The sequence below is a fragment of the Luteimonas deserti genome (genome assembly GCF_013425765.1).
Taxonomy (GTDB): domain Bacteria; phylum Pseudomonadota; class Gammaproteobacteria; order Xanthomonadales; family Xanthomonadaceae; genus Luteimonas; species Luteimonas deserti.
This window is the reverse complement of record NZ_JACCJZ010000013.1, coordinates 379,883-406,534: the sequence shown is the minus strand read 5'-3', so window position 1 is coordinate 406,534 and position 26,652 is coordinate 379,883. Positions and strand designations below refer to the sequence as shown.

At 70.7% G+C, this 26,652-nt stretch carries 19 protein-coding genes, 1 pseudogene and 1 riboswitch; of the genes and pseudogenes, 10 read left to right on the top strand and 10 right to left on the bottom strand.

Annotated features, from left to right (window positions below):
* Positions 1 to 33: 33 nt before the first annotated feature.
* From pdeM to H0E82_RS07025, 5 genes are all read right to left on the bottom strand, one after another.
* Positions 34 to 708, bottom strand: a complete 675-nt coding sequence (pdeM, locus tag H0E82_RS07045) for a ligase-associated DNA damage response endonuclease PdeM (RefSeq protein WP_328796971.1) — start codon at positions 706 to 708, stop codon at positions 34 to 36.
* Complete coding sequence (locus tag H0E82_RS07040; RefSeq protein WP_180544730.1) at positions 701 to 3,349, bottom strand: ligase-associated DNA damage response DEXH box helicase; 2,649 nt, start codon at positions 3,347 to 3,349, stop codon at positions 701 to 703. Before H0E82_RS07040 ends, pdeM begins: the two co-directional genes overlap by 8 nt.
* A gap of 130 nt (positions 3,350 to 3,479) precedes the next feature.
* Positions 3,480 to 5,186, bottom strand: a complete 1,707-nt coding sequence (locus H0E82_RS07035; protein ID WP_180544729.1) for a cisplatin damage response ATP-dependent DNA ligase — start codon at positions 5,184 to 5,186, stop codon at positions 3,480 to 3,482.
* A 1,036-nt stretch (positions 5,187 to 6,222) separates the two neighbouring features.
* Positions 6,223 to 7,245 (bottom strand): ligase-associated DNA damage response exonuclease, encoded by a 1,023-nt coding sequence (locus H0E82_RS07030; RefSeq protein WP_180544728.1) that lies wholly within the window; start codon positions 7,243 to 7,245, stop codon positions 6,223 to 6,225.
* 89 nt (positions 7,246 to 7,334) lie between these two features.
* Positions 7,335 to 10,913, bottom strand: coding sequence for a sensor histidine kinase (locus H0E82_RS07025; protein ID WP_235974206.1), 3,579 nt, complete (start codon positions 10,911 to 10,913; stop codon positions 7,335 to 7,337).
* A 114-nt stretch (positions 10,914 to 11,027) separates the two neighbouring features.
* On the opposite strand from H0E82_RS07025, the gene H0E82_RS07020 reads away from it, so the two are divergent.
* From H0E82_RS07020 to H0E82_RS07010, 3 genes are read left to right on the top strand one after another with little or no spacing between them, the layout of a single operon-like run.
* Positions 11,028 to 11,783, top strand: a complete 756-nt coding sequence (locus H0E82_RS07020; protein WP_180544727.1) for a YceI family protein — start codon at positions 11,028 to 11,030, stop codon at positions 11,781 to 11,783.
* Positions 11,780 to 12,367, top strand: coding sequence for a cytochrome b (locus H0E82_RS07015; protein ID WP_180544726.1), 588 nt, complete (start codon positions 11,780 to 11,782; stop codon positions 12,365 to 12,367). The genes H0E82_RS07020 and H0E82_RS07015 overlap by 4 nt, the downstream gene beginning before the upstream one ends.
* Positions 12,368 to 12,371: 4 nt before the next feature.
* Positions 12,372 to 12,932 carry a YceI family protein gene (locus tag H0E82_RS07010; protein WP_235974205.1) on the top strand — a complete coding sequence of 187 codons (561 nt, stop codon included), beginning with the start codon at positions 12,372 to 12,374 and terminating at the stop codon, positions 12,930 to 12,932.
* Positions 12,933 to 13,446: 514 nt separating this feature from the next.
* Here H0E82_RS07010 and H0E82_RS16785 read toward each other — a convergent pair.
* Positions 13,447 to 13,671: pseudogene (locus H0E82_RS16785) on the bottom strand (glutaredoxin family protein); the annotation flags it as partial.
* 49 nt (positions 13,672 to 13,720) lie between these two features.
* Between H0E82_RS16785 and H0E82_RS07000 the strand changes: the two are divergent.
* The gene (locus tag H0E82_RS07000) at positions 13,721 to 15,103 is read left to right on the top strand and encodes an L-serine ammonia-lyase (protein ID WP_180544723.1); all 1,383 of its coding nucleotides are present in this window, start codon (positions 13,721 to 13,723) and stop codon (positions 15,101 to 15,103) included.
* Positions 15,104 to 15,110: 7 nt separating this feature from the next.
* Entirely contained in the window at positions 15,111 to 15,497 is a 387-nt protein-coding gene (locus H0E82_RS06995; RefSeq protein WP_219338438.1) for a DUF1622 domain-containing protein, read from the top strand.
* Between the two features lie 539 nt (positions 15,498 to 16,036).
* Here H0E82_RS06995 and H0E82_RS06990 read toward each other — a convergent pair.
* The 4 genes from H0E82_RS06990 to metX all read right to left on the bottom strand — a co-directional run bounded on the left by H0E82_RS06990 (position 16,037) and on the right by metX (position 20,278).
* Positions 16,037 to 16,789 (bottom strand): DUF1521 domain-containing protein, encoded by a 753-nt coding sequence (locus H0E82_RS06990; RefSeq protein WP_180544722.1) that lies wholly within the window; start codon positions 16,787 to 16,789, stop codon positions 16,037 to 16,039.
* 113 nt (positions 16,790 to 16,902) lie between these two features.
* A complete protein-coding gene (locus H0E82_RS06985) occupies positions 16,903 to 17,988 on the bottom strand; it encodes a homoserine dehydrogenase (protein ID WP_180544721.1) in 1,086 nt (361 codons plus the stop codon).
* Positions 17,985 to 19,226 carry an O-succinylhomoserine (thiol)-lyase gene (locus H0E82_RS06980; protein ID WP_180544720.1) on the bottom strand — a complete coding sequence of 414 codons (1,242 nt, stop codon included), beginning with the start codon at positions 19,224 to 19,226 and terminating at the stop codon, positions 17,985 to 17,987. The genes H0E82_RS06985 and H0E82_RS06980 overlap by 4 nt, the downstream gene beginning before the upstream one ends.
* Entirely contained in the window at positions 19,223 to 20,278 is a 1,056-nt protein-coding gene (gene metX / locus H0E82_RS06975) for a homoserine O-succinyltransferase MetX (RefSeq protein WP_180544719.1), read from the bottom strand. Before metX ends, H0E82_RS06980 begins: the two co-directional genes overlap by 4 nt.
* 99 nt (positions 20,279 to 20,377) lie before the next feature.
* Positions 20,378 to 20,506, bottom strand: a riboswitch (SAM riboswitch).
* Positions 20,507 to 20,884: 378 nt separating this feature from the next.
* Between metX and H0E82_RS06970 the strand changes: the two genes are divergently transcribed.
* The 5 genes from H0E82_RS06970 to H0E82_RS06950 all read left to right on the top strand — a co-directional run bounded on the left by H0E82_RS06970 (position 20,885) and on the right by H0E82_RS06950 (position 26,644).
* On the top strand, positions 20,885 to 21,769 hold the full coding sequence (locus tag H0E82_RS06970) for a M23 family metallopeptidase (RefSeq protein ID WP_180544718.1): 885 nt from the start codon (positions 20,885 to 20,887) through the stop codon (positions 21,767 to 21,769).
* A gap of 70 nt (positions 21,770 to 21,839) precedes the next feature.
* Entirely contained in the window at positions 21,840 to 23,444 is a 1,605-nt protein-coding gene (locus tag H0E82_RS06965) for a peptide chain release factor 3 (RefSeq protein WP_180544717.1), read from the top strand.
* A 66-nt stretch (positions 23,445 to 23,510) separates the two neighbouring features.
* Complete coding sequence (trhA, locus tag H0E82_RS06960) at positions 23,511 to 24,164, top strand: PAQR family membrane homeostasis protein TrhA (protein WP_180544716.1); 654 nt, start codon at positions 23,511 to 23,513, stop codon at positions 24,162 to 24,164.
* Between the two features lie 54 nt (positions 24,165 to 24,218).
* Positions 24,219 to 24,602 carry a hypothetical protein gene (locus H0E82_RS06955; protein ID WP_180544715.1) on the top strand — a complete coding sequence of 128 codons (384 nt, stop codon included), beginning with the start codon at positions 24,219 to 24,221 and terminating at the stop codon, positions 24,600 to 24,602.
* Positions 24,603 to 24,667: 65 nt separating this feature from the next.
* Positions 24,668 to 26,644 (top strand): AsmA family protein, encoded by a 1,977-nt coding sequence (locus tag H0E82_RS06950; protein ID WP_180544714.1) that lies wholly within the window; start codon positions 24,668 to 24,670, stop codon positions 26,642 to 26,644.
* Positions 26,645 to 26,652 lie beyond the last annotated feature (8 nt).

Here is a 26,652-nt window from a genome sequence, read left to right as displayed (position 1 = left end):
CCCGCAGCGGGCCGTGCAGCCTGCGGGCGAATGTCAGCGGGAGACGTCGACCACCACGTCCGGCGCGCATGCGAACAGGCGTGTACCCGGCTCGCGATCGACGCGCCAGCCGCCGGCGAAGGCGGTGAAGGCCGGCAGCACGCCGCCAGCGGCGTCGAAGCGGAAGGCGGGCAGCCTGGGGACGCCGGGCAGGCGTACGACGGGATGCAGATGCCCGCCCACACGATAGCCGGCAGGCGGCGCGGCATCGGCCGGATCGTGTACGAAGACGAAGGGCGCGAACGCCAGCGACGGCCCGTGGACGTGCAGACCCAGAGTCGTGGCCAGCGCCGGCTGCGCGCGCAGGGCGCGATCGTGGTTGCCGCTGACGAGTTCGACCGACAGCGCAGCGCGTCCCGCGCGCCATCGAATCCAGGCCGCGCGCCACGGGGCGTCGTTCACCACCGCATGCAGCAGGTCGCCGAGCACCAGCAGCCGGGCCGCCCGGGTGGCGTCGAGCAGCGCGTCCAGCCGCTGCAGATCGAGTGCGGTGCCGCCCCGCGGCAGCGCGATGCCGGCGCGGCGGAAATGATCGCCCTTGCCGAGGTGCAGATCGGCGATCGCCAGCAGCGACATCCGCGGCCACCACAGCGCGCGGTCCGGCAGCAGGACCACCGTCTCCCCGGCGAGCGGGATGTCGAGCGCACCGGGCAGCGCGGGCTCAACCACGATTGCGCTTCTCCAGCTGGGCGGCCGCGCGTTGCACGCGGGTGCGCCAGTCCTCGGTGCTGAGCTGGCCGCGCAATGACTCGGCCCACAGCGGAAACGACATCGGGGTGAAGGTGTTCATCGGGTGCAGATCCAGCGTGCGTCGGCTGCAGTCCTCGAGCGTGTCGCGAAGGCGCACCACTTCGAGCTGCGCGGCGAAGACCTCGCGCTCGGCCAGGGCCAGCAGCATGTGGTCTGGATCGTGCTGGCGCAGCACGTCGAACAGCAGACCGCTCGAGGCCTGCAGCTGGCGCATCGAACGCGGCGCGCGGCCGGGCAGCGACGGCGGCAGCAGGCCGGCGACACGGGCGATGTCGCGGAACTGGCGTCGGGCGAGTTCGGCGAGATTGAGGCTCTCGCGCAGGTCTTCCAGCAGCCGCTCCGGCGTCAGCAGCGCGGCGACGTCGCCGGCGTCGATCTCGACCGCCTGCGCCGGCGACAGCACCAGTCCGTAGTCGTTAACCGCGAAGGTGAAACTGTTCGGCGCACGCCGCCCCCAGCGCAGCGACAGCAGCGCGGCCAGGCCTTCGTGGACATGCCGGCCGGCGAAGGGAAACACGAACAGGTGGCGCCCGCCGCGCGCCTGCACCCATTCGACCAGCAGGCGGTCCGGCGCCGGCAGGGCCGACAGGTGCTGCTGCAGATCGAGCAGCCGGGCGATGGCGCGCACCTCGGGGGCCAGGCGCGGGCCGTCGAAGACGCGTTCCACCTCGTGGGCGAGCGCGCTCGACAGCGGCATGCGCCCGCCGTTCCACTTGGGCACGGTGCCGGTGCCGGCCTTGGCGACCCGCACGTAGGCGGTCATGTCCTCCAGCCGCACCAGTTCCAGGGTGCGCCCGGCGAACTGGAATCTGTCGCCGGCGCGCATACGGCCGACGAAGCTCTCCTCGACCGAACCGAGCCCGCCGCCGCGCAGCAGTTTCACCCGCACCGCACCGTCGCTCGTGATCGTGCCGATGGACAACCGATGCCGCAGCGCCACGCGCCGGTCGGTGACCTCGAAGCGCCCTGCTCCATCGTGCTCGACCCGGCGGAAATCCGGATAGTGCGACAGCGCCTGCCCACCCTGGACGATGAAGTCGAGCACGGCGCGCCAGCTCGTGTGATCCAGCGAACGGAAGGCCTGAGTGCCGCGTACTTCCGCCAGCAGCGCGTCACCATCGAATCCGCCGCCGAGCGCGAGTGTCACGCAATGCTGGGCCAGCACGTCGAGGCTGAGCCGCGGCGCCGGGCGCGATTCGATCCTGCCCTGGGCCACGGCCTCGCGCGCGGCGGCGTATTCGACCAGCTCCAGTGCATGCGTCGGCACGCAGACCACGTGCCCCGCCTCGCCCGGACGGTGCTTGGCGCGACCGGCGCGCTGCAGCAGTCGCGCGACGCCCTTGGGACTGCCGATCTGCAGCACCTGGTCGACCGCGGGAAAATCGACGCCCAGATCCAGGCTCGACGTCGCCACGACGCAACGCACGCTGCCGTCGCGCAGCCCGTCTTCGGCCGCGCCGCGCAACTTCAGATCCAGCGACCCGTGATGGAGGGCGAGTGTCTCGGGCGCCTCGGGCCAGACCGCCGACAATGCGCGATGCCACAGCTCGGCCTGCGAACGGGTGTTGCAGAACAGCAGGCTGGTGCGTTCGGCCATCAGGCGCTCGAGCACGCGCGGCAGCTGGGCCAGGCCGAGATGGCCGCCCCACGGAAAACGCTCGTCCTCGTCGGGCAACAACGTGTCGATGGTCAGCACCTTCGGCGCGACGCCGGCCACGGTCGGTGCGTCGTGCAGGTGCGGCAGCAACGCGTCGCGTGCCTCGTCGAGGTTGCCGAGCGTCGCCGAGACGCCCCAGATCCGCAGCTGCGGATTCAGTGCGCGCAATCGCGCCAGCGCCAGCTGCAGGAGCACGCCGCGCTTGTTGCCGAGCAGCTCGTGCCATTCGTCGACGATCACGCAGCGCAACGTCGCCAGCCTCGGGCCCGTATCGGGATACGACAGCAGCAGCGACAGCGATTCGGGGGTGGTGATCAGCGCATCGAGCTTGCCCTCGCGCGCCAGCCGTTTGTCGCGGGCGCTGGCGTCGCCGGTGCGCAGGCCGATCTGCCAGTCCAGGCCCAGCGCCGCGACCGGCGTGCGCATCGCGCGCAGCGTGTCGGCGGCGAGCGCACGCAGCGGCGTGATCCACAGCAGCGACAGGTCGCGCGGCGCGTTGCGGGTGCGGCCGGCCACTGCACCGGCCGGCGGCGATGCGCGCCTCGCGCCCGAAGCGCGCGCGCCAGTGACGCCGGGACCGACCGCCGAGCGCAGCCGGTGGTGCGTCGGATCGTCGCCTGGCGGCGTCGACGCGCTGGCTGCATCCGCAGGTGCGGCCGGCCTGACGCCCCGACGCGTTGTCGACATGCGCGCGGCGGCGGCCTGAAGCGTCAAGGCTTCCAGCAGCGGCCCACCCAGGGCGGCCAGGGTCTTGCCGCTGCCGGTGGGCGTCTGCAGCAGTCCGGAGTCTCCGGCCAGGTAACGGCGCCACACTTCGCGCTGGAACGGCGCCGGTGTCCATCCCTGGGCGTCGAACCACGCGCGCAGCGGCGCATCGGGCCCACGCAGACGCTTCACCGCCATGCCGTCTCCGGGCGCGGCATCCCGTGCGCAAGACACGCGCTTCACCGCCTGCGCATGCGCGCGCCGCGCGTGCATCCGCGTCCCGTGCGATCCGGCAGTGCCGCTGCACATGCGCGCGCATCGCACGCGCTCATCGCGCCAGGGCCTTCAGCGTGTCCAGCCGGTCGGCTTCGGCCACCGGCTTGTCGCGGCGCCAGCGCAGGATCCGCGGAAACCGCACGGCGATGCCGGACTTGTGCCGGCTGGAGACGTTGACCGCTTCGAAGCCGAGCTCGAACACATGATGCGCGGTGACCGAACGCACCGGCCCGAAGCGTTCGAGGGTGTGGGCGCGGATCCAGCTGTCGAGGGCGAGAATCTCCTTGTCGTCGAGACCCGAATAGGCCTTGGCCACAGGCACCAGGGTGTCGCCGTCCCACAGGCCGAAGGTGTAGTCGGTATACAGCGTGCTGCGCCGGCCGTGCCCGGACTGCGCGTACAGCAGCACCGCATCGATGGTCAGCGGATCGATCTTCCACTTCCACCAGTCGCCGCGCCGGCGGCCGGCCTGGTAGGGCGCATCGGCGCGCTTGAGCATCAGGCCTTCGACGCCGCGTTCACGGGCCTGGGCGCGCAGCGACGCCGCCTCCGGCCAGTCCGCCGCATCGACACGGGGCGACGCCACGATGCGCGGATCGTCGTGCGCCTCGAGCAGCGCTTCCAGCGCGGCGCGGCGTACCGACTGGGGCCTGGTGCGCCAGTCCTCGCCGTCGCGCTCGAGCAGGTCGTACACCTGCAGCCGCACCGGCGTGTCGGCCAGGGTCTTGGGGCCGGGCTTGAGCCGCTGGATCCGTGTCTGCAGGGCGGTGAACGGCAGCGGCGCAGGCTCGCCACCGCGCCATGCCAGCAGCTCGCCGTCGAGCACGGTGCCCTCGGGCAGACCGGCAGCGGCCGCCTCGATCTCGGGAAACCGGCCGTCGAGCCGCTCTTCGCCGCGCGACCACAGCGCCACGTCGCCGTCGCGGCGCAACAACTGCAGGCGGATGCCGTCCCACTTCCATTCCAGCAGCCAGTCGTCGATCGGGCCCAGTGCGCGGGCGACCGCGTCGGGGTCGTTGGCGAGCGCGACGATGTCGGGTGGGATCTGTGCCTCGTCTTCGTCCGCCGCAGCGGCCTCGGGCAGCCCGGCCTCGGCCCGCAATGCCGATTCCAGCGGCGAGGCGAGAAAGAACGGATACGGCTGCTGGCGATCACCGGGCAGCTCCTCGACCGTGAGCAGATCGCGCAGGAACGCCGGCGTCGGCGACCAGCTCCCCAGCATGCGCTGCGCGAGCCGGGCGATGTCGATGCCGGTCAGTTCGGCCAGTGCCTGCTGGACCAGGCGCTGCGACACCCCCACCCGCAGGGCACCGGTGAGCAGCTTGTTGAACAGCAGCCGTTCGTCGAAGCGCAGCGTGCGCCACGCATCGACGATGACGGCCCGGCGCAATTCGACGTCCTTGTTCGCGACGGGCAGCAGACGCGTCTCGATCCAGTCCGCCAGCGCGATGTCGGGCGATGCTTCGACGGGATCGTCGAGCAGCAGCGCGAGCGTCTCGCCCAGGTCGCCCACCTGGTCGTAGCTGTCGTCGACCAGCCAGTCCGGTGTGCCCGACTCCACCGCGATCCACTCCCGCAGCTCGCGGGTGTTGGCGATCTTCTTGCGGGCGCTGGCCACCTTGCCGCCCGAGAGCAGATACAGCGCCCATGCCGCATCGCGCGGTGGCGCCTCGCGGAAATAGCGGATCAGCGACGCGCGCTTGTCGAGCGTGGCGGTGCTCTGGTCGAGCTCGCGGTAGAGCTGGGCGAAGCGCTTCATGCGCGTGCCCGGCCGGCCGGGCGGCGACGCGCGTGCGGAATGCGGCCCACCTCGACGCCGTGCCCTCCGGCCCGGCGACCGGCCGATCGCGGCTCGATCGACCGAATCTTCGATCCGTCGCCCCCCCGCAGGCGGGACTGCAGGGGCGTCGATGTCGTGGAACGCGAAGGCACGGGAGGACCCGCGATCCGGCGGTCGGGGCTCGCCCCGCCATTTCGGGTGTGACGGCGCATACGTCTTCCGGTTTCTGCTGCCGCAGTGGTCACGGTTGCCCGCGCCGGGGCTCGGGCCTTGCATCTCACGTTGGTCTCGGCGCTCGCGTTCGCTTTTGATTCCGTCGTCGCCGGTTCCTTTGCGTCCGCCCCTGTTCGAGCGGTTGCGTGTGCACGTTCGAGCCATGGAGCCAGCCGAGCATCGCAGGACCGCGGGGTCGGAAAGCGGGACTGGTTCGAACGCAGCGCGCTCGGGCTGCAGGCCGCGTCGACCGGGACACGCAGGGGACCGGACGGACACTGCCCGGCCCGAGCACGCCCGGCGATGACGGGCTGACTCCCGCCTTCGCCGGTCATCCTTCGGTCCGGCTTCGCCTTTCGCCAAACCTTGCGCGCTGCCGTGCTCGGGTTGGACAGGACGGAAGCACGCCGCGCACCAGCGCGGACGCTCCGTTCTCGAAGCAACGCCCTGCCCGGCCCACGCCTCCGACCCACCGAGCTGCCGCCAACCGGGAACCCATGCAGGGCTCCCGCCCGCGTGGGCCGGCAAGTTCGCGTTCGAAGGAGGAAAGAGGAACCCGAACGTCCCGTCCCTGGAGACGATCCGGCCCCGCTGCGCCGCGCCTGTTTCCTGCACGCATCGCCCGACGGGGTATCGCACCCGATTCCGCTGCGCTCGACCAGCGGCGACGCGACCGACCCGCCGGACCCCGGTGCTCGGCTCCGTCGACCGTGCGACAAGACCCCGGGCACGGGCAAACGCACAGCTGCGCCCCGCGCAGGATCGCGCTTCGCGGCGAACGCCGAGACCGGGTTCACAGCCCTCACTCCTCACCCCCGAAATCCGTCCGGAATGCCTCGGCCGCAATTCCGTCCTCGCACAACGCCCGGATGATCGCGTCGGTGTTGCCGTGGGTCGCGATGACCCGCGAGGCCCCCGTCTCGCGCACGGTGCGCATCAGATCGGGCCAGTCCGCATGATCGGAGACGACGAAACCGCGATCGTAATTGCGACGACGGCGGTTGCCGCGCAGGCGCATCCAGCCCGAGGCGAAGCCCTGCTGCGCGCGCCGGAAACGCCGCGTCCATGCGCTGCCCGCCGCCGAGGGCGGGGCGAGCACCAGCTTGCCGGCGTAGTCGGCGGACCGTTCGGTCTCGATCACGGGAATCGTGTCCACCATCGCGATACCGGCGCGGCGGTACACCTCCACGCCGGCGGCCACTGCGCCGTGCAGCAACACCGGCTCGTCGGTATGCGCAGCGAGTTCGGCGAGCACCCGCTGCGCCTTGCCGAGCGCGTAGCAATAGAGAATCGCCGCCTCGCCCCGCGCCGCACACTGTTCGCGCCAATCGACGATCTCGCGCGCGACCGCCGCCGTGTCGGGCCAGCGGTAGACCGGCAGGCCGAACGTGGCCTCGGTGATGAAGGTGTCGCAGCGGACCACCTCGAACGGATCGCAGGTGGGATCATGCTGGCGCTTGTAGTCGCCCGAGGCGACCCAGACCTCACCTCCCACCTCCACCCGGACCTGCGCCGAGCCCAGCACGTGGCCGGCGGGATGCAGCGAGACGGTGGCATCCCCCATGCGGAACGGCGCGCCGTATTCGTGGGAGGCGTAGATCTGCTCGCCGAGGCGCCATTCCAGGATCGGCAGACCCGCGCGCGTCGTGTGATAGGCCCCCATCCCGCCGCGTGCGTGGTCGCCGTGACCATGGGTGATCACCGCGCGCGGCACCGGGCGCCACGGGTCGATATGGAAGTCGCCCGCCGGGCAGTACAGGCCCTCGGGGCGCAGCTGGATCAGGTCACCCGCGACGCGGGCGCGCGGATTGGGGGAGGCGGCCATGGTCGCAGTCTGGGGAGGCGCACGTGCACGAAACGGCAAGCCTGGCCCGGCGCGGTCTCAGCATCCGCGACTGGCGTCCTCCGGCGGCATTACCCCGCGGGTCCGTGCGCGGGCACGGCCCGCGCCGGACGCCAGCTCTGCGCGATCACATCCGCCAGCATCTCGCCGGTCAGGGGCTTGCGCAGGAAGCCTTCGAAGCCCGCATCGAGCGCCGCCGGCTCGGCTTCGGGATCAGCACGCGCGGTCACCGCCACCAGCGGCCGTTCGAACCCCACCGCGCGCAGCATGCCGGCCAGCGTCAGCCCGTCGACGCCGGGCAGGTCCAGATCCAGCAGCGCGATGTCGAAACCGCGCGCGGTCACTTCGGTCAGCGCCGCGAGGCCGTGCTTGACGTGGACCACTTCGTGGCCCTGTCCCTGCAGCAGACCCGAGATGACGTCGGCCACCGTCTGGTCGTCCTCGACCAGCAGGATCTCGAGTCCCACCGCCGCGGTGATGCGCTCATGGCCCGGCATGACCGGCGCGGCCGTCGGGGCCTCGATGCAGGGCAGCGGCAGTTGGACCCGGAATGTCGTGCCCTCGCCCGGCGTGCTCTCGACGTCGATCCGTCCGCCCATGGCCGCGGACAGCTCCTGGCTGATCGCCAGGCCCAGGCCGCTGCCCCCGTAGCGCGCATTGGTGCGTGCGCCCTCGGCCTGTTCGAAGCGACGGAACAGACGCGCCATCTGGTCCGCGCTGAGTCCGGGACCGGTGTCGCGGACCCGGAACGTCAGGCCGCTGCGATCCGTTTCGACCTGCACGACGACGCCGCCCGTATCGGTGAACTTGAGGGCGTTGCCGATCAGGTTGAGCAGGATCTGGCGCACGCGGGTCGCGTCGCCGACCACCCATGCCGGGGCATCGGGCGCCACCAGCACCTCGAAGTCGAGGCCTTTCTGGCGGGCCAGTGGCGCGCCCAGGCCGGAGATGTCGCGCACGAGCAGCGCGAGATCGAACGGCTGGGTCTCGAGCTGCAGCTTTCCGGCCTCGATGCGGGCGAGGTCCAGCGCGTCGTTGACCAGGCGCATCAGGTGCTCGCCCGCACGGCGGATCGCCAGGGTGTAGTCCCGCTGCCGCGCATCGAGCGCGGTATCGAGCAGCAGTTCGCTCATGCCCAGCACCCCCGTCATCGGCGTGCGCACCTCGTGGCCCAGCGTGGCAAGAAAGCGCGTCTTGGCGGTCGACGCCTGCTCCGCCAACTCGCGCTTCTCCTCGGCCAGCTGCCAGGCATGGCGCCGCTTGAGACGCTCGCGATAGGCGTGGGCGATGCGCCAGATGCCGAAGCCGAAGCACAGCAGCAGGATCAGCAACGCCCAGCCCGTGCGCCACCACGGCGGCGCCTGCTGGACGGTCAGTGGCGCGAGCGCGACCCAGTCGCCGTCCTCGGTACGCGCCTCGATGTGCAGGCCGTAGCGCCCGGAAGGCAACCGTGGAAACACGCGCTCCGCCGTCGTGTCCAGTTCCACCCAGCCGGTTTCGTAGCCGTCCAGCCGGAAGCGGTAGTGATGCGCGTGCGCGTCGGTGAACGACAGCAGGCGGGCGACGACGCTGAGGTCCCGGTCGCCGTGCTGCAGACGGATGGGCTGAGCCGCATCGAGTTCGACGACGTCGTCGCCGCGGCGCACGTGCAGCGTTTCGATCACCAGCGGCGGCGTCTTCTCGCGTTGCCTCACGTGCAGGGGATGGAACAGCAGCAGGCCATCTGTCGTGCCCACCGCGAGATGGCCCTCGCGCGACACGCCCATGGGGTGCTCGCTGAATTCCTGGCTCAACAGGCCGTCACGCACGCCGTAGGTCCGGATCCGGGGCGTCTCGGGATCGATGCGCAAGAGCCCACGGACGGTGGTCACCCAGACCGCGCCACGGGCGTCGAGCTTCACGTCGCCCGGCAGCGCCAGAGGCATTCCGTCGTCGACATCGAAGGCCCGGCGCAGCCGGAGCCGGGTGCCGTCCCATGTGTGGGCCTCGATCGAGCCGAGCGAGGCCAGCCAGACCGTGTCGTCATCCTGCAATGCGAGTGCCGCGATCTCGCGACGCGGGCTCCCCGGCAGCAACGCGAAGGTCGCGCGCGACCCGTCCCACCGGTACAGGCCGTCCGTCGTGGCCAGCCACACCGTATCGCCGAACCCGCGCATCACGCGGGTGGGTCGCGCGGACGCTGGCAGCCCGCCGCGGGGCGAACCGGGCAGGACGCTGAGGATGACGGTGCCGTCGGGCCGCCGCGCCTGGACACCGTCGTGGAACGAGATCCACAGCGTGCCGTCGTCCTGTTCGATGATGTTCTGGACGGTCAATTCCAACGTGACGTCGGCCCCGTCGCTGGTGCCCCAGACCTGCCGCCGGCGGGTCACCGGATCGAAACGCAGCAGCCGCTTCGTGCACGCCACCAGGACCTGGCCTGTGGCCGTCTCGTGCACCGCGCGTGCGATCTCGCTGTCGCAGATCCGCGACGCCCGGTGCTCGATCGCGCCCGTCCTGGGATCGAGACGGTCGAGTCCGCCACCGCTGCCCACCAGCCACAACGCGCCGTCCGCGGTCGGCGCGACCCCGTTCACCAGTGCGTTCGCCATTGACGCCGGATCCGCCATCCGGCGCTGGAGCGTCGTGAAATTGCGCCATGTGGCCGGCAGGTACCACAGACCCGCGTCCACCGTGCCGAACCACAACCCGCCTTCGCGGTCTTCGAGTCCGGCGGTCCACATCGGGCGTACGAGCCCTCGGCTGGTCACGCTGAACAACGGCACGTCCTCGATGCGACCGTCGATCTCGCGCGCCAGGCCGCTGGAGGTGTCCAGCCAGCGCGTGCCCTGCCGATCCTTGACCAGCATGTGCAACACCGGCTGGCCGAGCACGGGATCGACCCAGGACATCCGCTCGGGATCGCCGCCGGCACGACGCACGAAGCTGGCCATGCGCGCGCCGATCCACAGATCGCCGTCGGCGTCGGCCACGAGGCCCTCCACGAGTTCACCGGGTGCCAGAGGCAGGGCCAGCGGCCTGAAGCCGTCCCCTGTCCAGGCCGCGACCCCGGCCTTGCCGGCCACCCACAAGGTGTCGTCGCCGTCGACCACCAGATAGGCGACGATGTCGGACGGCAGGCTGCGCGGATCGCCCGGATCCGAGGTGAACCGTCGCAGGGCGCCATCCGGTGCCAGGCGGAACAGGCCACCGCCGGCCGTCCCGAACCAGATCGCGCCATCCGGGGTCGACGTGACGGCCCAGATGTCGTGCTCACCCATCTCCGGGTGACTGGTCCTGTCGTAGTGGGTGAAGGTGCGGCGTCCCGCGTCGAGCATCGACAGCCCGCCGTTGCGCGTGCCCGCCCAGACCCGGTCGTGGCGGTCGACATGGACGGACCACACCATGTTGTCGCGCAAGCCGTCCTCGACCCGCCAGACGCGGAAGCCGACACCGTCGTAGCGGGCCAGTCCGTCCCGTGTCGCCACCCAGAGAAAGCCCTGGCGATCCTCGGCGAGCGCGTTGACCCGGTTCGACGGCAGCCCGTCGAGCACGCCGAGCTGGCGCGGCTGCGGTCGACTCGCCGTGATCGCGCCATCGTCCCGGGCCAGCGCCGTGCACGCCCACAGCAGGCACCACACGCCCACCAGGGCCATCCTTGCGTAGCGCATACCACTCCCCGAAGCCGCAACCGCGCGCTGGCCGCGCATCCCTGCAGCATCCTCGCAACGCAGCGTCGCTGCCGCAAGTTGTGCCCGCGCCGTCGCCTGTGCCTAGAATCGCCGATGCCACGCCGCTTCCGCCCATGGTTCCTGCTGCCGCTGATCGGGGTCCTCGCATGCACATGGGCCGCCGCCGCGGCGGACGATGCCGGGCGTTACCGCCTGGATCCCGTGCATACCCGGGTGATGCTGGCCGTCGACCACGCCGGCTTCTCGAAGGCGATCGGAACCGTGTCGGGGACCACCGGCACGCTGCGGACCAACGGCCGGGACTGGACCGGCGCCGAGGTGGAGGTCACGGTGCCGCTGGAGCGGCTCGATTTCGGCGACGCTGCCTGGAACCGCGCGGTCGCCGGACGCGGGCTGCTCGACACCGAGCGCCATCCGGTCGCGCGCTTCGTGTCGACCCGTATCGAAGCGGTGGACGACACGCGTGCACGCGTCCACGGTGCCCTGACCCTGCGCGGCGTCACCCGCGACGTGGTGCTCGACGCGGTCCGCAACGGCGCACGGCGGCATCCACTCCCCCCCTTCCGGCAGACGGTCGGATTCTCCGCGACCACCACGCTGTCGCGTGCGGAGTTCGGCGTCGATGCCTGGCGCTCGATGATCGGAGACGCGGTGGAGTTGCGGCTCGAGGTCGAGGCCACCCGCATGCGCGCAACGGACGCGGCCGCGCCGGACGAGACTGCGCCGGTCGAGCCTGCCGGCCGGGGCGAGGACGACGACGCCGCGCCGGATGCAAGCCTGCCCGATCCCGAATTCGGGCCCGAGCCCGATGCCACCACCGGGACGCGCTCCGGACGGCCAGCACCATGAGCCTGCGCAATCCGCCCGACCGCTGGGGCGCGGTGAGCCAGACGCTGCACTGGGGCGTGGTGCTGCTGATCCTGGGCATCGCGACGATCGGGCTGCTGATGGGCGACATGCGCCCCAGCCCGGCCAAGGTGCAGGCCTACGCGCTGCACAAGTCGCTCGGCCTGACGTTGCTCGCGCTGGCGGTGCTGCGTCTGTGCTGGCGCCTGGCCGCCGGTGCGCCGGCACCGGTCGCGGGCACGCCGCGCTGGCAGGCCCGTGTGGCGGCCGCCACGCACTGGATGCTGTACGGCCTGCTCTTCGCGATTCCCCTCAGCGGCTGGACCTTCAATTCGGCCGCCGGGTTTCCGCTGCAGTGGTTCGGCCTGTTCAACCTGCCGCCACTGGTCGGCCGCGATGCCGCGCTGCGTGCGGCCGCGGGCGATCTGCACGTCCGGCTGTTCTGGACACTGGTCGGCGTCGCGCTGCTGCACGCCGCCGCGGCACTCCACCACCACCTCATCCGCCGCGATGCGACCCTCGTGCGCATGCTGCCGCGTGCCTGGTCGTCGTCCCGCGGCCGTCCGCCCTCCCCGCTCCAGGATTGACGCCATGCCCGCCCCGCGCCTCGTGCTCGCCCTCGCCCTCGCCGCCCTCCCCGTCCACCACGTCGTCGCTGCGGATTACGTGCAGGCGCCCGGCTCGTCGCTGGCGTTCGCCGGCAAGTACCAGGGCGAGACCTTTTCAGGCATCTTTCCGGCGTTCCGCACGACGGTCCGCTTCGATCCGGCCGACCTCGCGGGAAGTCACCTGTCGGTGGTGATCCCGATGGCCGGTGCGACCACGCGCAACCCCGACTACGACGGCGAGATGCGCGGTCCGGCGTTCTTCGACATCGCCAGGTTCGCCCAGGCCAGCTACACCGCAAGCGGATTCCGCGATCTGGGCAATGGCCAGTACGCCGCCGACGGCACCCTGGAACTGCGCGGCGTGCGCAAACCGGTGACGCTGACCTTCAGCTGGACCCCGGGGCCACGGCCGCTGCTCACCGGGCGCGCGACCGTGGACCGGCTGGCGTTCGGCGTCGGCGGCGGCGACTGGGCCGATACCGGCACGATTCCCGCCGCAATCGCGGTCAGCACGCGGGTGTATCTGCAGCCGGCCGGCCGATAGCCGACACGCGGCCGACACGCGGCCGGTTCGTCGGCGCGGTGCGCGCGACGTCCCGGCTCACTGTCCCTGGACCGCGTGCGACGCGCTGCGCACTGGCGACGCCCGTTCAACGCGTCCAGCAGGCCTGTTCGCCTTCGGCGCCGTGCAGACAGACCATGTCGGCATCGATCACGAAGCCCATCACCGTGCCGGAGGCGAGGACGATCACGCCTTCCCAGATCGAGGCGGCGTGGCCCATCTGCGCCAGCCCGCGGGGTCGATGCCCGGTGTCCAGGGCGGGGCCCGACAGCCCCGTCAGCACCTCGCGGACGCTGGCCGCGTCCAACTCGCCGGGGGCGCTGGTCACGGCGCGGGTCACCACCAGGCGCTGGATGCTTCCGGCGGGCAGCACCTGCTCGACATGCACGCCGCTCCAGCGGGCCGTCGCCCCGTGCCCGGGCTTCGCGAGGTTCACGTCGTCGGTCACGGGCGCGGCCAGGCTGCCCAGAGGGTGGACCAGCAGCGCCAGTGACGCGAGCCAGGTGCGCAGCGTGACGACGTCGAAGGGCCAGTCGAGCGTCCGCCCTCCGGCCTCCTGCAGCACGGGAACCCGCACGCCGTAGCGCGCCTCCAGCGCCACGTCGCCGTCGATGAACACGCTTTCGAAGGCCGGCACGCGTGCCTGCGCGAGCGTCTCCAGCGCGAGATCGCACAGATGGCAGTCGTCGCGCTGGTAGAGGATCAGGCGGGGCTCGCTCATGCGGCGTCGCGTCAGGCGGAAGTCCGGGCGTGGCCCGTAGAATAGCCGCATGGCAGTCAGCACCTTCGACCTCTACAAGATCGGCATCGGGCCGAGTTCCTCGCATACCGTCGGGCCGATGCGCGCGGGCGCGCGCTTCGTGCGTCGCTGGCTCGAAGTGCCGGGGCGGCTGGGCGACGTCGTCCGCATCCGTGCCGAGGTCTTCGGCTCGCTGGCCCTGACCGGGCGCGGCCACGGCACCGACAAGGCCGTGATGATGGGCCTCGAAGGCCACATGCCGAACCAGATCGATCCGGACATCATTCCCGATGCGTTGCTGCGCATCCGCGGCGAGAAACGCATCCGCCTGGCCGGCACGCACGAGATCGGTTTCGACGAGAAGTCGGATCTGGTGATGAACAAGCGCCAGAAGCTGCCCTTCCACACCAACGGCATGCGCTTCTCCGCCTACGCCGCCGACGGCAGCGTGATCGCCACGCGCGACTACTACTCGGTCGGTGGCGGTTTCGTGGTCAACGAGGACGAGGCGGCCGAGGACCGCATCGTCGCCGACACCACGGATGTGCCGCATCCGTTCGCGAGCGGCGACGAACTGATCGCCCGCGCCAACGCCACCGGCCTGAGCATCGCCACGCTGATGCTGGAGAACGAGACGGTCTGGCGCAGCGAGGACGAGATCCGTAGCGGCCTGCGCGAACTGTGGGCGGCGATGCAGTCGTGCGTGGCACGCGGCATCCGCCAGACCGGCACCCTGCCCGGCGGCCTGCACGTGACCCGTCGCGCGCCGGCCCTGCACGCCGAGCTTTCGTCCAAGCCCGAAGCGGGCATGCGCGACCCCCTGACCGTGCTCGACTGGGTCAACCTCTACGCGCTCGCCGTGAACGAGGAGAACGCCGCAGGCGGCCGCGTGGTCACCGCGCCGACCAATGGTGCCGCCGGCATCCTGCCTGCGGTGCTGCATTACTACGACCGCTTCTGCCCCAACTCCAGCGAGCAGGGCATTTTCGACTTCCTGCTGACCGCGGCCGCCGTCGGCATCCTCTACAAGGAGAACGCCAGCATTTCCGGCGCGGAGGTCGGCTGCCAGGGTGAAGTGGGCGTGGCCTGTTCGATGGCCGCCGCCGGCCTGACCGCTGCGCTCGGCGGCACGCCCAGCCAGATCGAGAACGCGGCCGAGATTGGCATGGAGCACAACCTCGGCCTGACCTGCGATCCGATCGGCGGCCTGGTGCAGATCCCCTGCATCGAGCGCAACGCGATGGGCGCGGTCAAGGCGATCAACGCCTCGCGCATGGCCTTCCGCGGCGACGGCAAGCACAAGGTCAGCCTCGACAAGGTCATCAGGACCATGCGCGACACCGGCCGCGACATGCGCGACAAGTACAAGGAAACCTCGCGCGGCGGCCTGGCGGTCAACGTCATCGAGTGCTGAGCCGGTGGTGACGCTCGGCGAACCGCTGGTGTCGATGGTCGGCTGGAGCATCCAGGCGCTCGAGGTGCTGGGCGTGGTGGTGACGCTCGGCGGCTTCGCGTTCGCCACCTGTCGCTGGCCGTTCGAGTTGCGGCGGCGCGGCGGGCACCAGGCGTATCTCGCCTATCGCAAGCACAGCGTGCGGGGCCTCATTCTCGGACTCGAATTCCTCGTGGCGGCCGACATCATCCGGACGATCGTCGTCGAATACAGCGTCGACAGCCTGCTGATGCTCGGCGTGATGGTGCTGATCCGCAGTTTCCTGGTGTTCGCACTGCACCTGGAGATCGAGGGCCGGTTGCCGTGGAGCAGTCGTCCCGGACGCAACCGGGACCGGACATCCCGAGGCGGCTGATCGGGGGCGGAGAACGCGCCCGACTCGGCCGGAGGCGATGCACCCTCGGCACCATCGGCTCTGTCGCACCTGTTCCATGCGGTCGTCGCGCGCCCCGGCGAACGCGCCGCCGCGGTCCGGACCGATGCTCGGGCGGAAGACAGGGAGAGTGCGCGGCCGCGCGCTGGGCGCCTGCAGATGGCGTGCCGCCCAGTCGGGCGATCGCGATCGCCGAAGAACCGCGCGCCGGAGCGGCCTCCGGCCGGCCGGCTCCGCGGTCCCCGTTCCGTTTCACGAGGGCTCTGCGGCGTATGCGCAATGCGCTACAGGCTGGACCGGCGCACGCACGAGATTCACGCCCGGACGGTCGATGCCGCGAGAGGCGCCACGCCCCGACCAGCTCCATCCGATCCCGGGTCTTGCATGCACGCCACCGTGCAGCGCGTATCGCAACGGGCGCGATCCGGCCATCGCGCGCTCGACGATGTCGATGCGGACAGGGGCGCACACGACCGCGATTCGCCCGCCGCTGCTTGCGCCTTGCGCGCCGGCGGCGCCGGTCAGGCGCTGATCGAGAGCGTCATGCTGAACTGCCACGGCACAGGCATGGCGGCGGATTCGCGAACCCGGTGTGGATTGTCGGTGCCCAGCGCCAGGCCGCCGTTGAAGCTGATCGACATCAGACCGGTGAAGAACGCGAGGATCTCGGCGAAGTGCGCGAGGAAATCCGGGCCGCCGTTCTTCAGTTCGTCGGTGGCCAGGATGAAGGCCTGATCCACGTGCCGGATGTTGCCGTCACGATCGACGGCGAGAAAACCGCGGCCTGTCTCGTTTTCCAGCAGCACGTTCCCGTCGCGCACGGCAGCGTCGAGCACCCGGCCGCCGCCGGCGAACTCCTGGAACGAGAGATCGCCGGCGGTGTTGCTGTCGACCCCGCTGATCTGCACGCCGTAATCGCCGTCGGTGATGGTGACCACGGAGGCGACCGTGGCGCCGTTGCCGCCCTTGTCCCAAGGCGTGGTCTCGATGGTGACCTTGGTGCCGTCGTCGAGCTGGAACGTGGTCTGCCCCCAGAAGTCGAACGCGTGCTTGCCGTCGATCTCGACGTGCGGATCGCCCCAGATGCGGTAGCTTTCCCCGGTTCCCTTGTTGAAGATGATCACCTCGTCGTTGTCGCCTGCGGTGATCCGGTAGTTGTCGTTCTCGAACTGCACCCGGCCGTCGGCGGTGCGCTGGGCGCTGGCGGCGCTGGTGGCGATCGGGAGCTGGCCGCTGACGTTGAGCGACACGGAGACGGCGAGATTGCTGGTCATCGGGGGCCCCTGGACTGGATGAGACTCGATGCCCGTATTCCAGCAAGCCCCTCGGTGCGACACCACCCGGGCGCACCCGATCTAGGGTGAGCCCCAGCAGCGCGACGAGCGCCTCAGCGGTGCGCGATCGACAACACGTCGTCCAGCAGCGCCGCTGCCGTCACCTCGGTGCCGGCCCCCGGCCCCTGGATGACCAGCGGCCGGTCCCGGTATCGATCGCTGTGGATGACGACGCGGTTGTCCGTGCCGCGGCCCGCGCACAGGGGGTGCCCCGCAGGCAGCGCCCGCAATCCGACCTGCGAACCCGCGTCCGCATCGAAGCGACCGACGAAGCACAGGCGCCGGCCCGCCGCGACCGCCGCCGCATGCCGCGCGGCGAGGAGGGCATCCAGCGTCTCCCAGCCCACGTCGACGTCGGCCGCGTCCGCCGCTGCGGGTCCCGCCGGCATCAGCGATTCCACGACGACCTCGTGGCCCGACACCGCGAATCCCGCCGCACGCGAGAGGATCAGCAGTTTGCGACGCACGTCCTCGCCGGAGAGATCGATGCGCGGATCGGGCTCGGTGTAGCCGGAAGCCTGCGCCTCGCGCAGCAGGGCCGAGAACGGCCGGCTGCCGTCGAACTGTCCGAACAGCCATGCCAGGGATCCCGAAAGCACGCCCTCGATCGAATGGATCCGGTCACCGCCCTCGCCCAGCGCGCGCAGGCTGCGCAGCAACGGCAGCCCCGCACCGACCGTCGCGCTGTCGCCGTAGCGGCTGCCGGCCTGGCGCGCCGCGTCGGCGATGGCCTGCGCCCGGCCCAGATCGCCGCCGGTGCCCAGCTTGTTGGCGGTGACCACGTGGATGCCGCGCGCCAGCCACTCGGGATGCCAGTCGGCGACGGTCTCACTGGCGGTGGCGTCGACGACGATGTCGCCTGGACGCGGGCTCTCGCCCTCGGCCCAGGGCGGAAAGCCTCCGTGCCGCCGAGGCGCCGCGCGCGCCTGCGTCAGCGCGGCGGAAAGGTCATCGGTGCCGGCCACCTGGGTCCGGGCATTGCAGATCCACGCGACCTCCGGCAGGGCCGTACCATTGGCCCGCAATCGGGCGTAGCGCGCGACAAACGCGCTGCCCACCCCACCCGTGCCGAGCAGGGCCAGGCGCGCAGGCTGGGGCGCGGGCTGGCGCGTGCGCCGCAGAGCCACCACGGCGCTCATGCGTCCGCTCCGCTTCGCGCCCGCCCGGCTGTCGGCTCGAGCTGCACCGAGGCGCGGTCGAGTGCCGCCACCAGATCCGCGTGCAGATCCTCCAGTGCCTCGATGCCCACCGACAGCCGCAGGAGGCCGTCGGAGATGCCGGCCGCCGCCCGGGCTTCAGCGGTCATCGCCGCGTGCGTCATCGTCGCCGGATGCGCGATCAGGCTCTCCACGCCGCCCAGGGATTCCGCAAGCGTGAAATGGCGCAGGCCGTCGACGAAGGCGCGCACCACATCCGCCTGGGCCACGCCGGGCGTTCCCGCGAGTTCGAAGGACAGCATCGCCCCGAAGCCGGACTGCTGGCGCGACGCGATCGCGTGGCCGGGATGATCGACGAGTCCGGGATAGTGGACACGGGCGACCGCCGGATGCGCATCGAGCAATGCGACCACGCCCGTGGTGTTCTCCTGGTGCACGCGCAGACGCGCGTCGAGCGTACGCAGGCCGCGCAAGGTGAGGAAACTGTCGAACGGCGCGCCGGTGATGCCCAGCGCATTCGCCCACCACGCCAGTTGCGCGTGCAGCTCGGCGTGGCGCGCGATCACCGCGCCGCCGACGACGTCGCTGTGGCCGTTGATGTACTTGGTCGTGGAATGCAGGACGACATCCGCTCCGAACCCGATCGGACGCTGTAATGCCGGTGACAGGAAGGTGTTGTCGACCACCGCCAGCGCGCCGGCGCGGTGCGCCGCGTCGATCACGAAGCGCAGGTCGGTGACGCGCAGCAGCGGGTTGGACGGCGTCTCGATCAGCACCAGCTTCGGCTGCGCGGCCAGTGCGGCAGCCAGGGCACGCGGATCGGTGAGGTCCGCGGTGACGAGCTCGAAATGGCCCTTGCGTGCCAGGGCGTCGAACAGGCGCCAGCTGCCGCCGTAGGCGTCGTGCGGCACGACCAGGCGATCGCCGGGCTCGAGCAGCGCAGTGAGCACCAGGGTGATCGCGGCCATGCCGGTGGACGTGACGACACCGCCCGCCCCGCCTTCCAGATCGGCCAGCGCGTCGCCCAGCAGATCGCGTGTGGGGTTGCCGCTGCGGGTGTAGTCGTACTGTCGTTTCTCGCCGAAGCCGGCGAAACTGAAATTGCTCGACAGCACGACCGGCGGCGTCACCGCACCGTATGCCGGATCACGATCGATACCCGCGCGCACGGCGCGGGTCGCAGGCTGACGGGGCACGTCGATCGAAGCGTGGAAGCTCATGCGGGGTCTCCGGAGATGGGGGCATGCAGCGCGCTCGCGAGCACTGCATCGATACGGTCGGTTTCCTTCAGAAAGGCGTCGTGGCCATAGGGCGAACGCAGCACGCGCAGCCGGCCGAAGGGCCCGAGGCCTTCGAGCAGCGTCACCGCATCGGCCAGCGGCACGAGGCGGTCGCCCTCGACCGCGACGACCGTCGTCGGCACGCGGATATCGCGCGGCTCGACGCGATGCAGGTCGATCGACTCGGACAGGCGCAGCCACGCGGTCAACGGCGTGCGCGACACGTAGCGGGCGCCGGCGGCGTCCAGATAGTCCTCGGCCGCGACCCGTACCCGGCCGTTGACGACCTCGGGGGCGGCGTCGAATCGCTCGGCGAACTCCTCGGGCGTGCGATAGCTCAACATCGCGAACTGGCGGGCCAGCGACAGGCCCTGATGCTCGGCGCATTGCAGCTGGCCCAGCGCGACGGCCTGCCGCTGCAAGGCCCGCCAGGCGGCCGCATAGGGATGCGCGCGATGCGCGCCGCTCACGGCGACCAGTCGCTGCAGGCGCGCTGCGTGTCGCGCCGCGAACTGCAGCCCGACCAGGGCACCGTAGGAATAGCCGACGAAGGTGTGCAGACGCGCGATGCCCAGCACGTCCAGCAGCGCCGCGATCGCATCGGCCTGATCGGTGGTGTCGATCGGCGCATCGAGCGTGCCGTCGGCACCCACGAAATCGAACGCCAGCAGGCGAAACCGGGTCGGGTCCAGCGAGCGGCCGGGCGCGACGAGGCCGTCGAGCCAGCCCGGCGTGGCATCCGCGTCGTGCGCGGCGAGATGGCGGTGCGCCGAGATGCCGCCGGCGACGAACACCACCGGCGCGGTGACCGGCCCGCGCACCTCGTAGCGGAGCGTCACTGCACGCCTGCCTGCATGACGGGTCTCCAGGACGACGTCGACACTGCCGCACCCGGTCACCGGCCACTCAGAAGCGCATTCGAACTGGACGGACGGCCCGGGCGTGTCTGTGCCGGGATCGGGGCGGTGGGCGGTAGCGTCGACGAGACTCATGGCGCGGGATTCCGGATGGGCTGGCCCATCGCGTCGCACGGGAATCACCGGAAGTCGCCTGTCGGCGGAACGCAACGTCGGCGCGAAGCCGGCACCGCATCACCATCTTCCGGTGGACACACAGGTCCCCGCAGGACTTGGCACCGCGATGGACCCCGCGCGCAGCGCGGATCCCATCAGGTTGCCCCGGCATCAAAGGGCCTGCCCCTCCGCCGGTCTCGATGGATGCGGCGAGGTTGCCAGCCCCCGCGGTCCGTGTCAATCGCTTCATGCGGATCAAGCGATGGATCATCGTCGCCGGCTCCGGCGCCATACTCTGCCGGTGCCGATCCGTCGCCCTTCGAACCTGCGGTTTCCGCCGTGCCACCGGGGCGGCTGCCCGCCGACCGGCCATGGCCGTTGTTCACGCTCAGCCCGTGCAAAAGGCCGCGGCGCCTGCTCGATGCGGTCTCCGGCGAGGCGAACCGGACTGGCGGTCGCACCTGTCGTCCGTCACGCCCACCCCGATTCCATGGGCACGGGGGTTACGCGGAGCCTCGTCCCTCGGGCGCATCACCGGCGCGCGTCCACGTCCGCGCGGCATCGGCGTGCCGGAATGCGCAGGCCGTGAGCCGCGCATGTCGTCTGGCCCAGGCTGCGACCGTGCTGGTCGCGGCAGGGCTGCTGACCGCGGCCGTTCCGCACACGCCCTGGAACGGCTGGTGGAATGCGCGCCCGGCGTCGGCGGTGGAACGGGTGACGGTGCCGCCGCCCCGGGTGGACCTCGAGCGCAGGCCCACGACAGACGGGCTCGCGTTCGTCGCGCACAACGGGCTGTCCGGCCCCGTCGAAGTCCGGCTGCATGCCGAAGGCCGGGCCCCGGGCTCCGCCTCGCCGTTGACGGCGCGCGCGGTGCTCGCGGCCGGTGCGCGCCGGACATTGCTGGAGATCGCGGATCCGGTTACCGGCCACCCGGTGCACGCACGCCTCGAGGTGGTGCCCGGCATACCCGGGGCGCGTCACCAGGACGTCGAGTATCTCTATCCGTTGCGCGACGCCCCGCTGCGCATTAGCCAGGGATTCGCCGGGCGCGCCAGCCATTCGGACGCCGAGAACCGGTACGCGGTCGATTTCGCTGCCGATGAAGGCACGCCGGTCGTCGCCGCACGCGACGGCATCGTGATGCAGTTCGAGAGCACCGTTTCGGCCAATCAACCGGAACCGCACGCACCCGGGGTGCCGACGAATTTCGTCCGGGTCCTGCACTACGACGGCACGATGGCGCTCTACGCGCACCTGCAGCGCGGTGGCGTCGTCGTGACGCCCGGCCGGCACGTGCGACGCGGCCAGATCATCGCTTTCTCGGGCAATACCGGCGCCAGCAGCGGCCCCCATCTGCATTTCGCGGTCCACGCGAATCGCGGCATGGCGCTGCATTCGGTGCCGTTCCGCATGTTCGGCCCCCACGGCATCCTGCGGTTCGCGATCCCGGAGAACGCGCCGACGCCCTGAGTACCCGGTCACGCCGCGTATAATCGCGCCTCCCCGATTCCAGGACGCACGCCGCGCGTGCGCCGCCCGCATGCCCGACGTCGCCTCAGAATCCGCCCGCCGCCGCACATTCGCGATCATCTCGCACCCCGACGCCGGCAAGACCACGCTGACCGAAAAGCTGCTGCTGTTCGGCGGTGCGATCCAGATGGCCGGTTCGGTCAAGGGCCGCAAGGCCGCGCGCCATGCGACGTCCGACTGGATGGCGCTGGAGAAGGAGCGCGGCATCTCGGTGACCAGCTCGGTGATGCAGTTCCCCTACGAGGGCCGCATCGTCAACCTGCTCGATACGCCCGGCCACGCCGACTTCGGCGAGGACACCTACCGCGTGCTGACCGCGGTCGATTCGGCGCTGATGGTCATCGACGTCGCCAAGGGCGTTGAGGAACGCACGATCAAGCTGATGGAAGTCTGCCGGCTGCGCGACACGCCGATCATGACCTTCATCAACAAGCTCGACCGCGAGGGCAAGGACCCGATCGACCTGCTCGACGAAGTGGAGACCGTGCTCGGCATCCAGTGCGCACCGGTCACCTGGCCGATCGGCATGGGCCAGCGCCTGAAGGGCGTGGTGCACCTGGTGACCGGCGAAGTGCATCTCTACGAGCCGGGCCGCAACTTCACCCGCCAGGATTCGACGATCTTCCCGTCGATCGATGCGCCAGGCCTGGCCGAGAAGATCGGCGAACAGATGCTTGCGGGGCTGCGCGACGAGCTGGACCTGGTGCAGGGCGCCAGCCATCCCTTCGATCTCGAGGCCTACCGCGCCGGCACCCAGACGCCGGTGTTCTTCGGCTCGGGCGTCAACAACTTCGGCGTGCAGCCGCTGCTCGACTTCTTTGTCGAACACGCCCCGCCGCCGCAGGCGCGCGAGACGACGACGCGCGAGGTGGCGCCGCAGGAAGACAAGCTCACCGGCTTCGTGTTCAAGATCCAGGCGAACATGGACCCGATGCACCGCGACCGCGTGGCGTTCATGCGCGTGTGCTCCGGCCGCTTCGAAGCCGGCATGAAGGCCTTCCACCCGCGCACCGGCAAGCCCCTCAAGCTCGCCAACGCGCTGACCTTCATGGCCAGTGATCGCGAGATCGCCGCCGAGGCCTATCCGGGCGATGTCATCGGCATCCACAACCACGGCACGATCTCGATCGGCGACACCTTCACCGAGGGCGAGAACATCGCCTTCACCGGCATTCCGAACTTCGCGCCCGAACTCTTCCGTCGCGCGCGGCTACGCGATCCGCTGAAGCTCAAGCAGCTGCAGAAGGGCCTGGCCCAGCTGTCTGAGGAGGGCGCGACCCAGTTCTTCAAGCCACTGATGAGCAACGACCTGATCCTCGGCGCGGTCGGCGTGCTGCAGTTCGACGTGGTCGCCTATCGGCTGAAGGACGAGTACGGCGTGGATGCAGCGTTCGAGCCCGTGCAGGTGACGACCGCCCGCTGGATCCGCTGCAACGACCCGAAGAAGCTCGAGGAGTTCCGCGACAAGCATGCGATGAACCTCGCGGTCGATGCCGCCGATCAGCTGGTGTACCTGGCGCCGACACGGGTGAACCTGCAATTGGCCGAAGAACGCGCACCGGGCGTGGAGTTCCTCGCCACGCGCGAGCACGCGCACGCGGTGGCCGTGGTCTGACGCAGCGTCAGCGGGCCGGCACGCCGCATATGGTGTAATCGGTTTCCCCCGCATGCCGTTCCGACGATGAGCCATTCCAGCACGTCATTGCGCCAGCAACGCGAGGAACTCGCGAGCGCACTCACACACGGCCTCGGCGCCACTGCCGCGCTTGCCGGTGGCGCCGTCCTGATCACGCTCGCCGCGCTGTTCGGCAACGGCTGGCAACTGGTGGCGTCGATCGTCTTCGGCGTGACCCTGCTGATGCTCTATGTCGCATCGACGCTGTATCACGCCGTCAGCCACCCGGTGGCCAAGGGCCGGCTGAAGGTGTTCGACCATTGCGCGATCTATCTGCTGATCGCCGGCACCTACACGCCGTTCACCCTGATCGGGCTGCGCGGAACCCTGGGCTGGTGGCTGTTCGGTGCGATCTGGACCCTGGCCCTCGCCGGCGTCGTGTTCAAGCTGTTCTACACCGGCCGCTTCCGTGGCCTGTCGACCGCGATCTACATCGCGATGGGCTGGCTGGTGGTGCTCGCGATCGGCCCGGTGATGGCCGCGCTCGACGGCTGGACGCTCGGCTGGATCATCGCGGGCGGCGTGTTCTATACGCTGGGCACCTTCTTCTACCTGCGCGATTCGATTCCCTACGCCCACGCGATCTGGCATCTGTTCTGTATCGCCGGCAGCGTCAGCCATTACGTCGCGGTGCTGGCCCAGGTGGTTCCCGCCCGCTGACGGCACCATCCGCATCGCGACTATCATCTGTGGCGTCCTGATGGGAGGTGTCCCATGCGCTCCACGATCATCCTCGCTATGGCCATCGCAGCGTTCTGGCTCACGGCGTGCGCCGAGCCCGCGCCGCCGCCCGAACCCGCCCCACGCGGACCCGCGGTTCCGGCATCGCCGCCCGACCCCGACCCCGAAACGGTGAGTGCCCGCTACGACTGCCCGGGTGTGGGCGAGATCGATATCGTGCGCGAGGCGCGCTTAGCGCGGGTGCGCATGATCGATGGACGCACTGTCCATCTGGGCGCGATCCAGGGAAGCCGACCGCCAATCTGGTCCGAGGTGGGCCTGGGCTTCACGGTCGACGGCGACTTCGTCGAACTCACGCATGCATCGGGCCGGACGATCGCCTGCAAGGAGCTTGCCGGCGCCACCCGGGAGGGCTGAATGCTCGGTGCATTCACCCCTGCTTGATCCCCAGGCGTCGATGGTGGCGGTCGATCAGGTGACCGATGCCCTCCACTCCGCCTCCACCGCCTCCCACCGCCCGGACGCCGCTGCAGCGTGCGCGGGCAGGCATGGCCGCCCATCGGGCGTGGACCGTTGTTGCCGGACTGCTGCTGGCGCTCGTCGTGCTGATGCTGTTGTGGGACTGGAACTGGTTCAAGCGGCCCGTCGAGCGACTCGTGGAAGCGCGGACCGGGCGCAGCTTCGTGATCGGTGGCGAGCTCGACGTGGATCTGGGTCGGGTCACGACCGTGCGCGCCGACGTCCTGCGGCTGGGCAACGCCGCCTGGTCGGACGAGCCCGTCATGGCGGCAGCGGACCGGCTCGAGTTTCAGGTCGAGGTGCTGCCGCTGCTGTTCCGTCGCCAGGTCCGGCTTCCCGAGATCCGGTTGAGTCGTCCCGTGCTTGTGCTCGAGACCGGCCCCGACGGTGCACCGGGCAACTGGGACTTCGGAACGGACGATGGTGGGGGCGAGCCGGTGCGTATCCGCCGGTTGTGGGTCGACAACGGCGGCCTGCGCTTCGTGGATGGGCCGGGCGACACGTTCATCGAACTGCAGGTCCGCAGCCTCCAGGCACGCGACGCGGACGCCGCGCCGCCGATCGCCCTCGAGGGTGGTGGCCGTTGGAGCGGCAATGCCTTTAGTCTCCAGGGGACGGCGGAATCACCACTCGAGCTCCAGGATGCCGATGCACCCTACCGGATCGACCTGCGTGCACAGGCCGGCGCCACGCGCGCCCATGCCCGCGGCGCGCTCACCGCGCCGTTCGAACTGCGTGGCATGGACCTCCAGTTCGCGCTGTCCGGGCGGAATCTGGAGCATCTCTATCCGCTGGTGGGCGTGGCCATGCCGGACACCCCGCCCTACGCCCTCGATGGTCGTCTGAGACGCGAGGGCGATACCTGGCACTACCAGAAGTTCACCGGCAAGGTCGGCCAATCGGATCTTTCGGGGACGGCCGCGGTCACGGTCGGCGGCGTGCGGCCGCGCTTCGAGGCCGACCTCGAGTCGCAACGGCTCGACTTCGACGATCTGGCCGGCTTCATCGGCGGTACGCCGGATGCCGAAGGGGATGCGCTGGATCCCGAGCTGGTGGCGCGCGAGCGTGCGCTGGCCGCCAAGGGACGGGTGATCCCGGACACGCCCTACGAGCTCGGCAAGCTGCGCTCGATGGATGCGGACGTGCGCCTGCGCGCGCGCCGCATCAACGCACCCGGGCTGCCGATCGACGACATGGACGCGCATCTGAAGCTCGACGCCGGACTGGTGCGCCTCGATCCGTTGAACTTCGGCATCGCCGGTGGCGCGGTCCGTTCGACGGTTCGCATGGACGCGCGCGAAGACACCATCCGCAGCCATCTGCAGGCGAGCGTGCGCCGCGTCGACCTCGGCGGGCTGTTCCCCGATTCCACGCTCGCGAGCCAGGCGGTCGGCAGGATCGGGGGCGAGTTCGACCTGGCCGGCACCGGCAACTCCGTCGCGGCGATGCTCGGCAGCGCCGACGGCGACGTGGCGATCGGCATGGGCGCCGGTCGCGTGAGCAATCTGCTCGTGGAACTGGCCGGCATCGACATCTACGAGACCCTGAAATACCTCATCGGCAAGGACAAGCAGATCCCGATCCGCTGCGCCTTCGCCGAATTCGATGTCGAGCGCGGGCGAATGACGTCGACCGCCATGGCCATCGACACCACCGACACGATCATCATCGGCAAGGGCACGATCGATCTCGGCGACGAGTCGCTCGATATCGAACTCAGGCCCCGGCCGAAGGATCGCAGCATCCTCGCGCTGCGCACGCCGCTGACCATCGGCGGCACGTTCGCGGCGCCGAGCTTCAGGCCCGACATGGCCCGGCTCGGCCTGCGCGGTGCGATCGCCATCGCGCTGGGCTCGATCGCCCCGCCGGCGGCCCTGCTCGCCACGCTCGAACTCGGCGGCGGCGAGGACAGCGACTGCGGCGGCCAGTACGCCCGCTGATCGCGCTC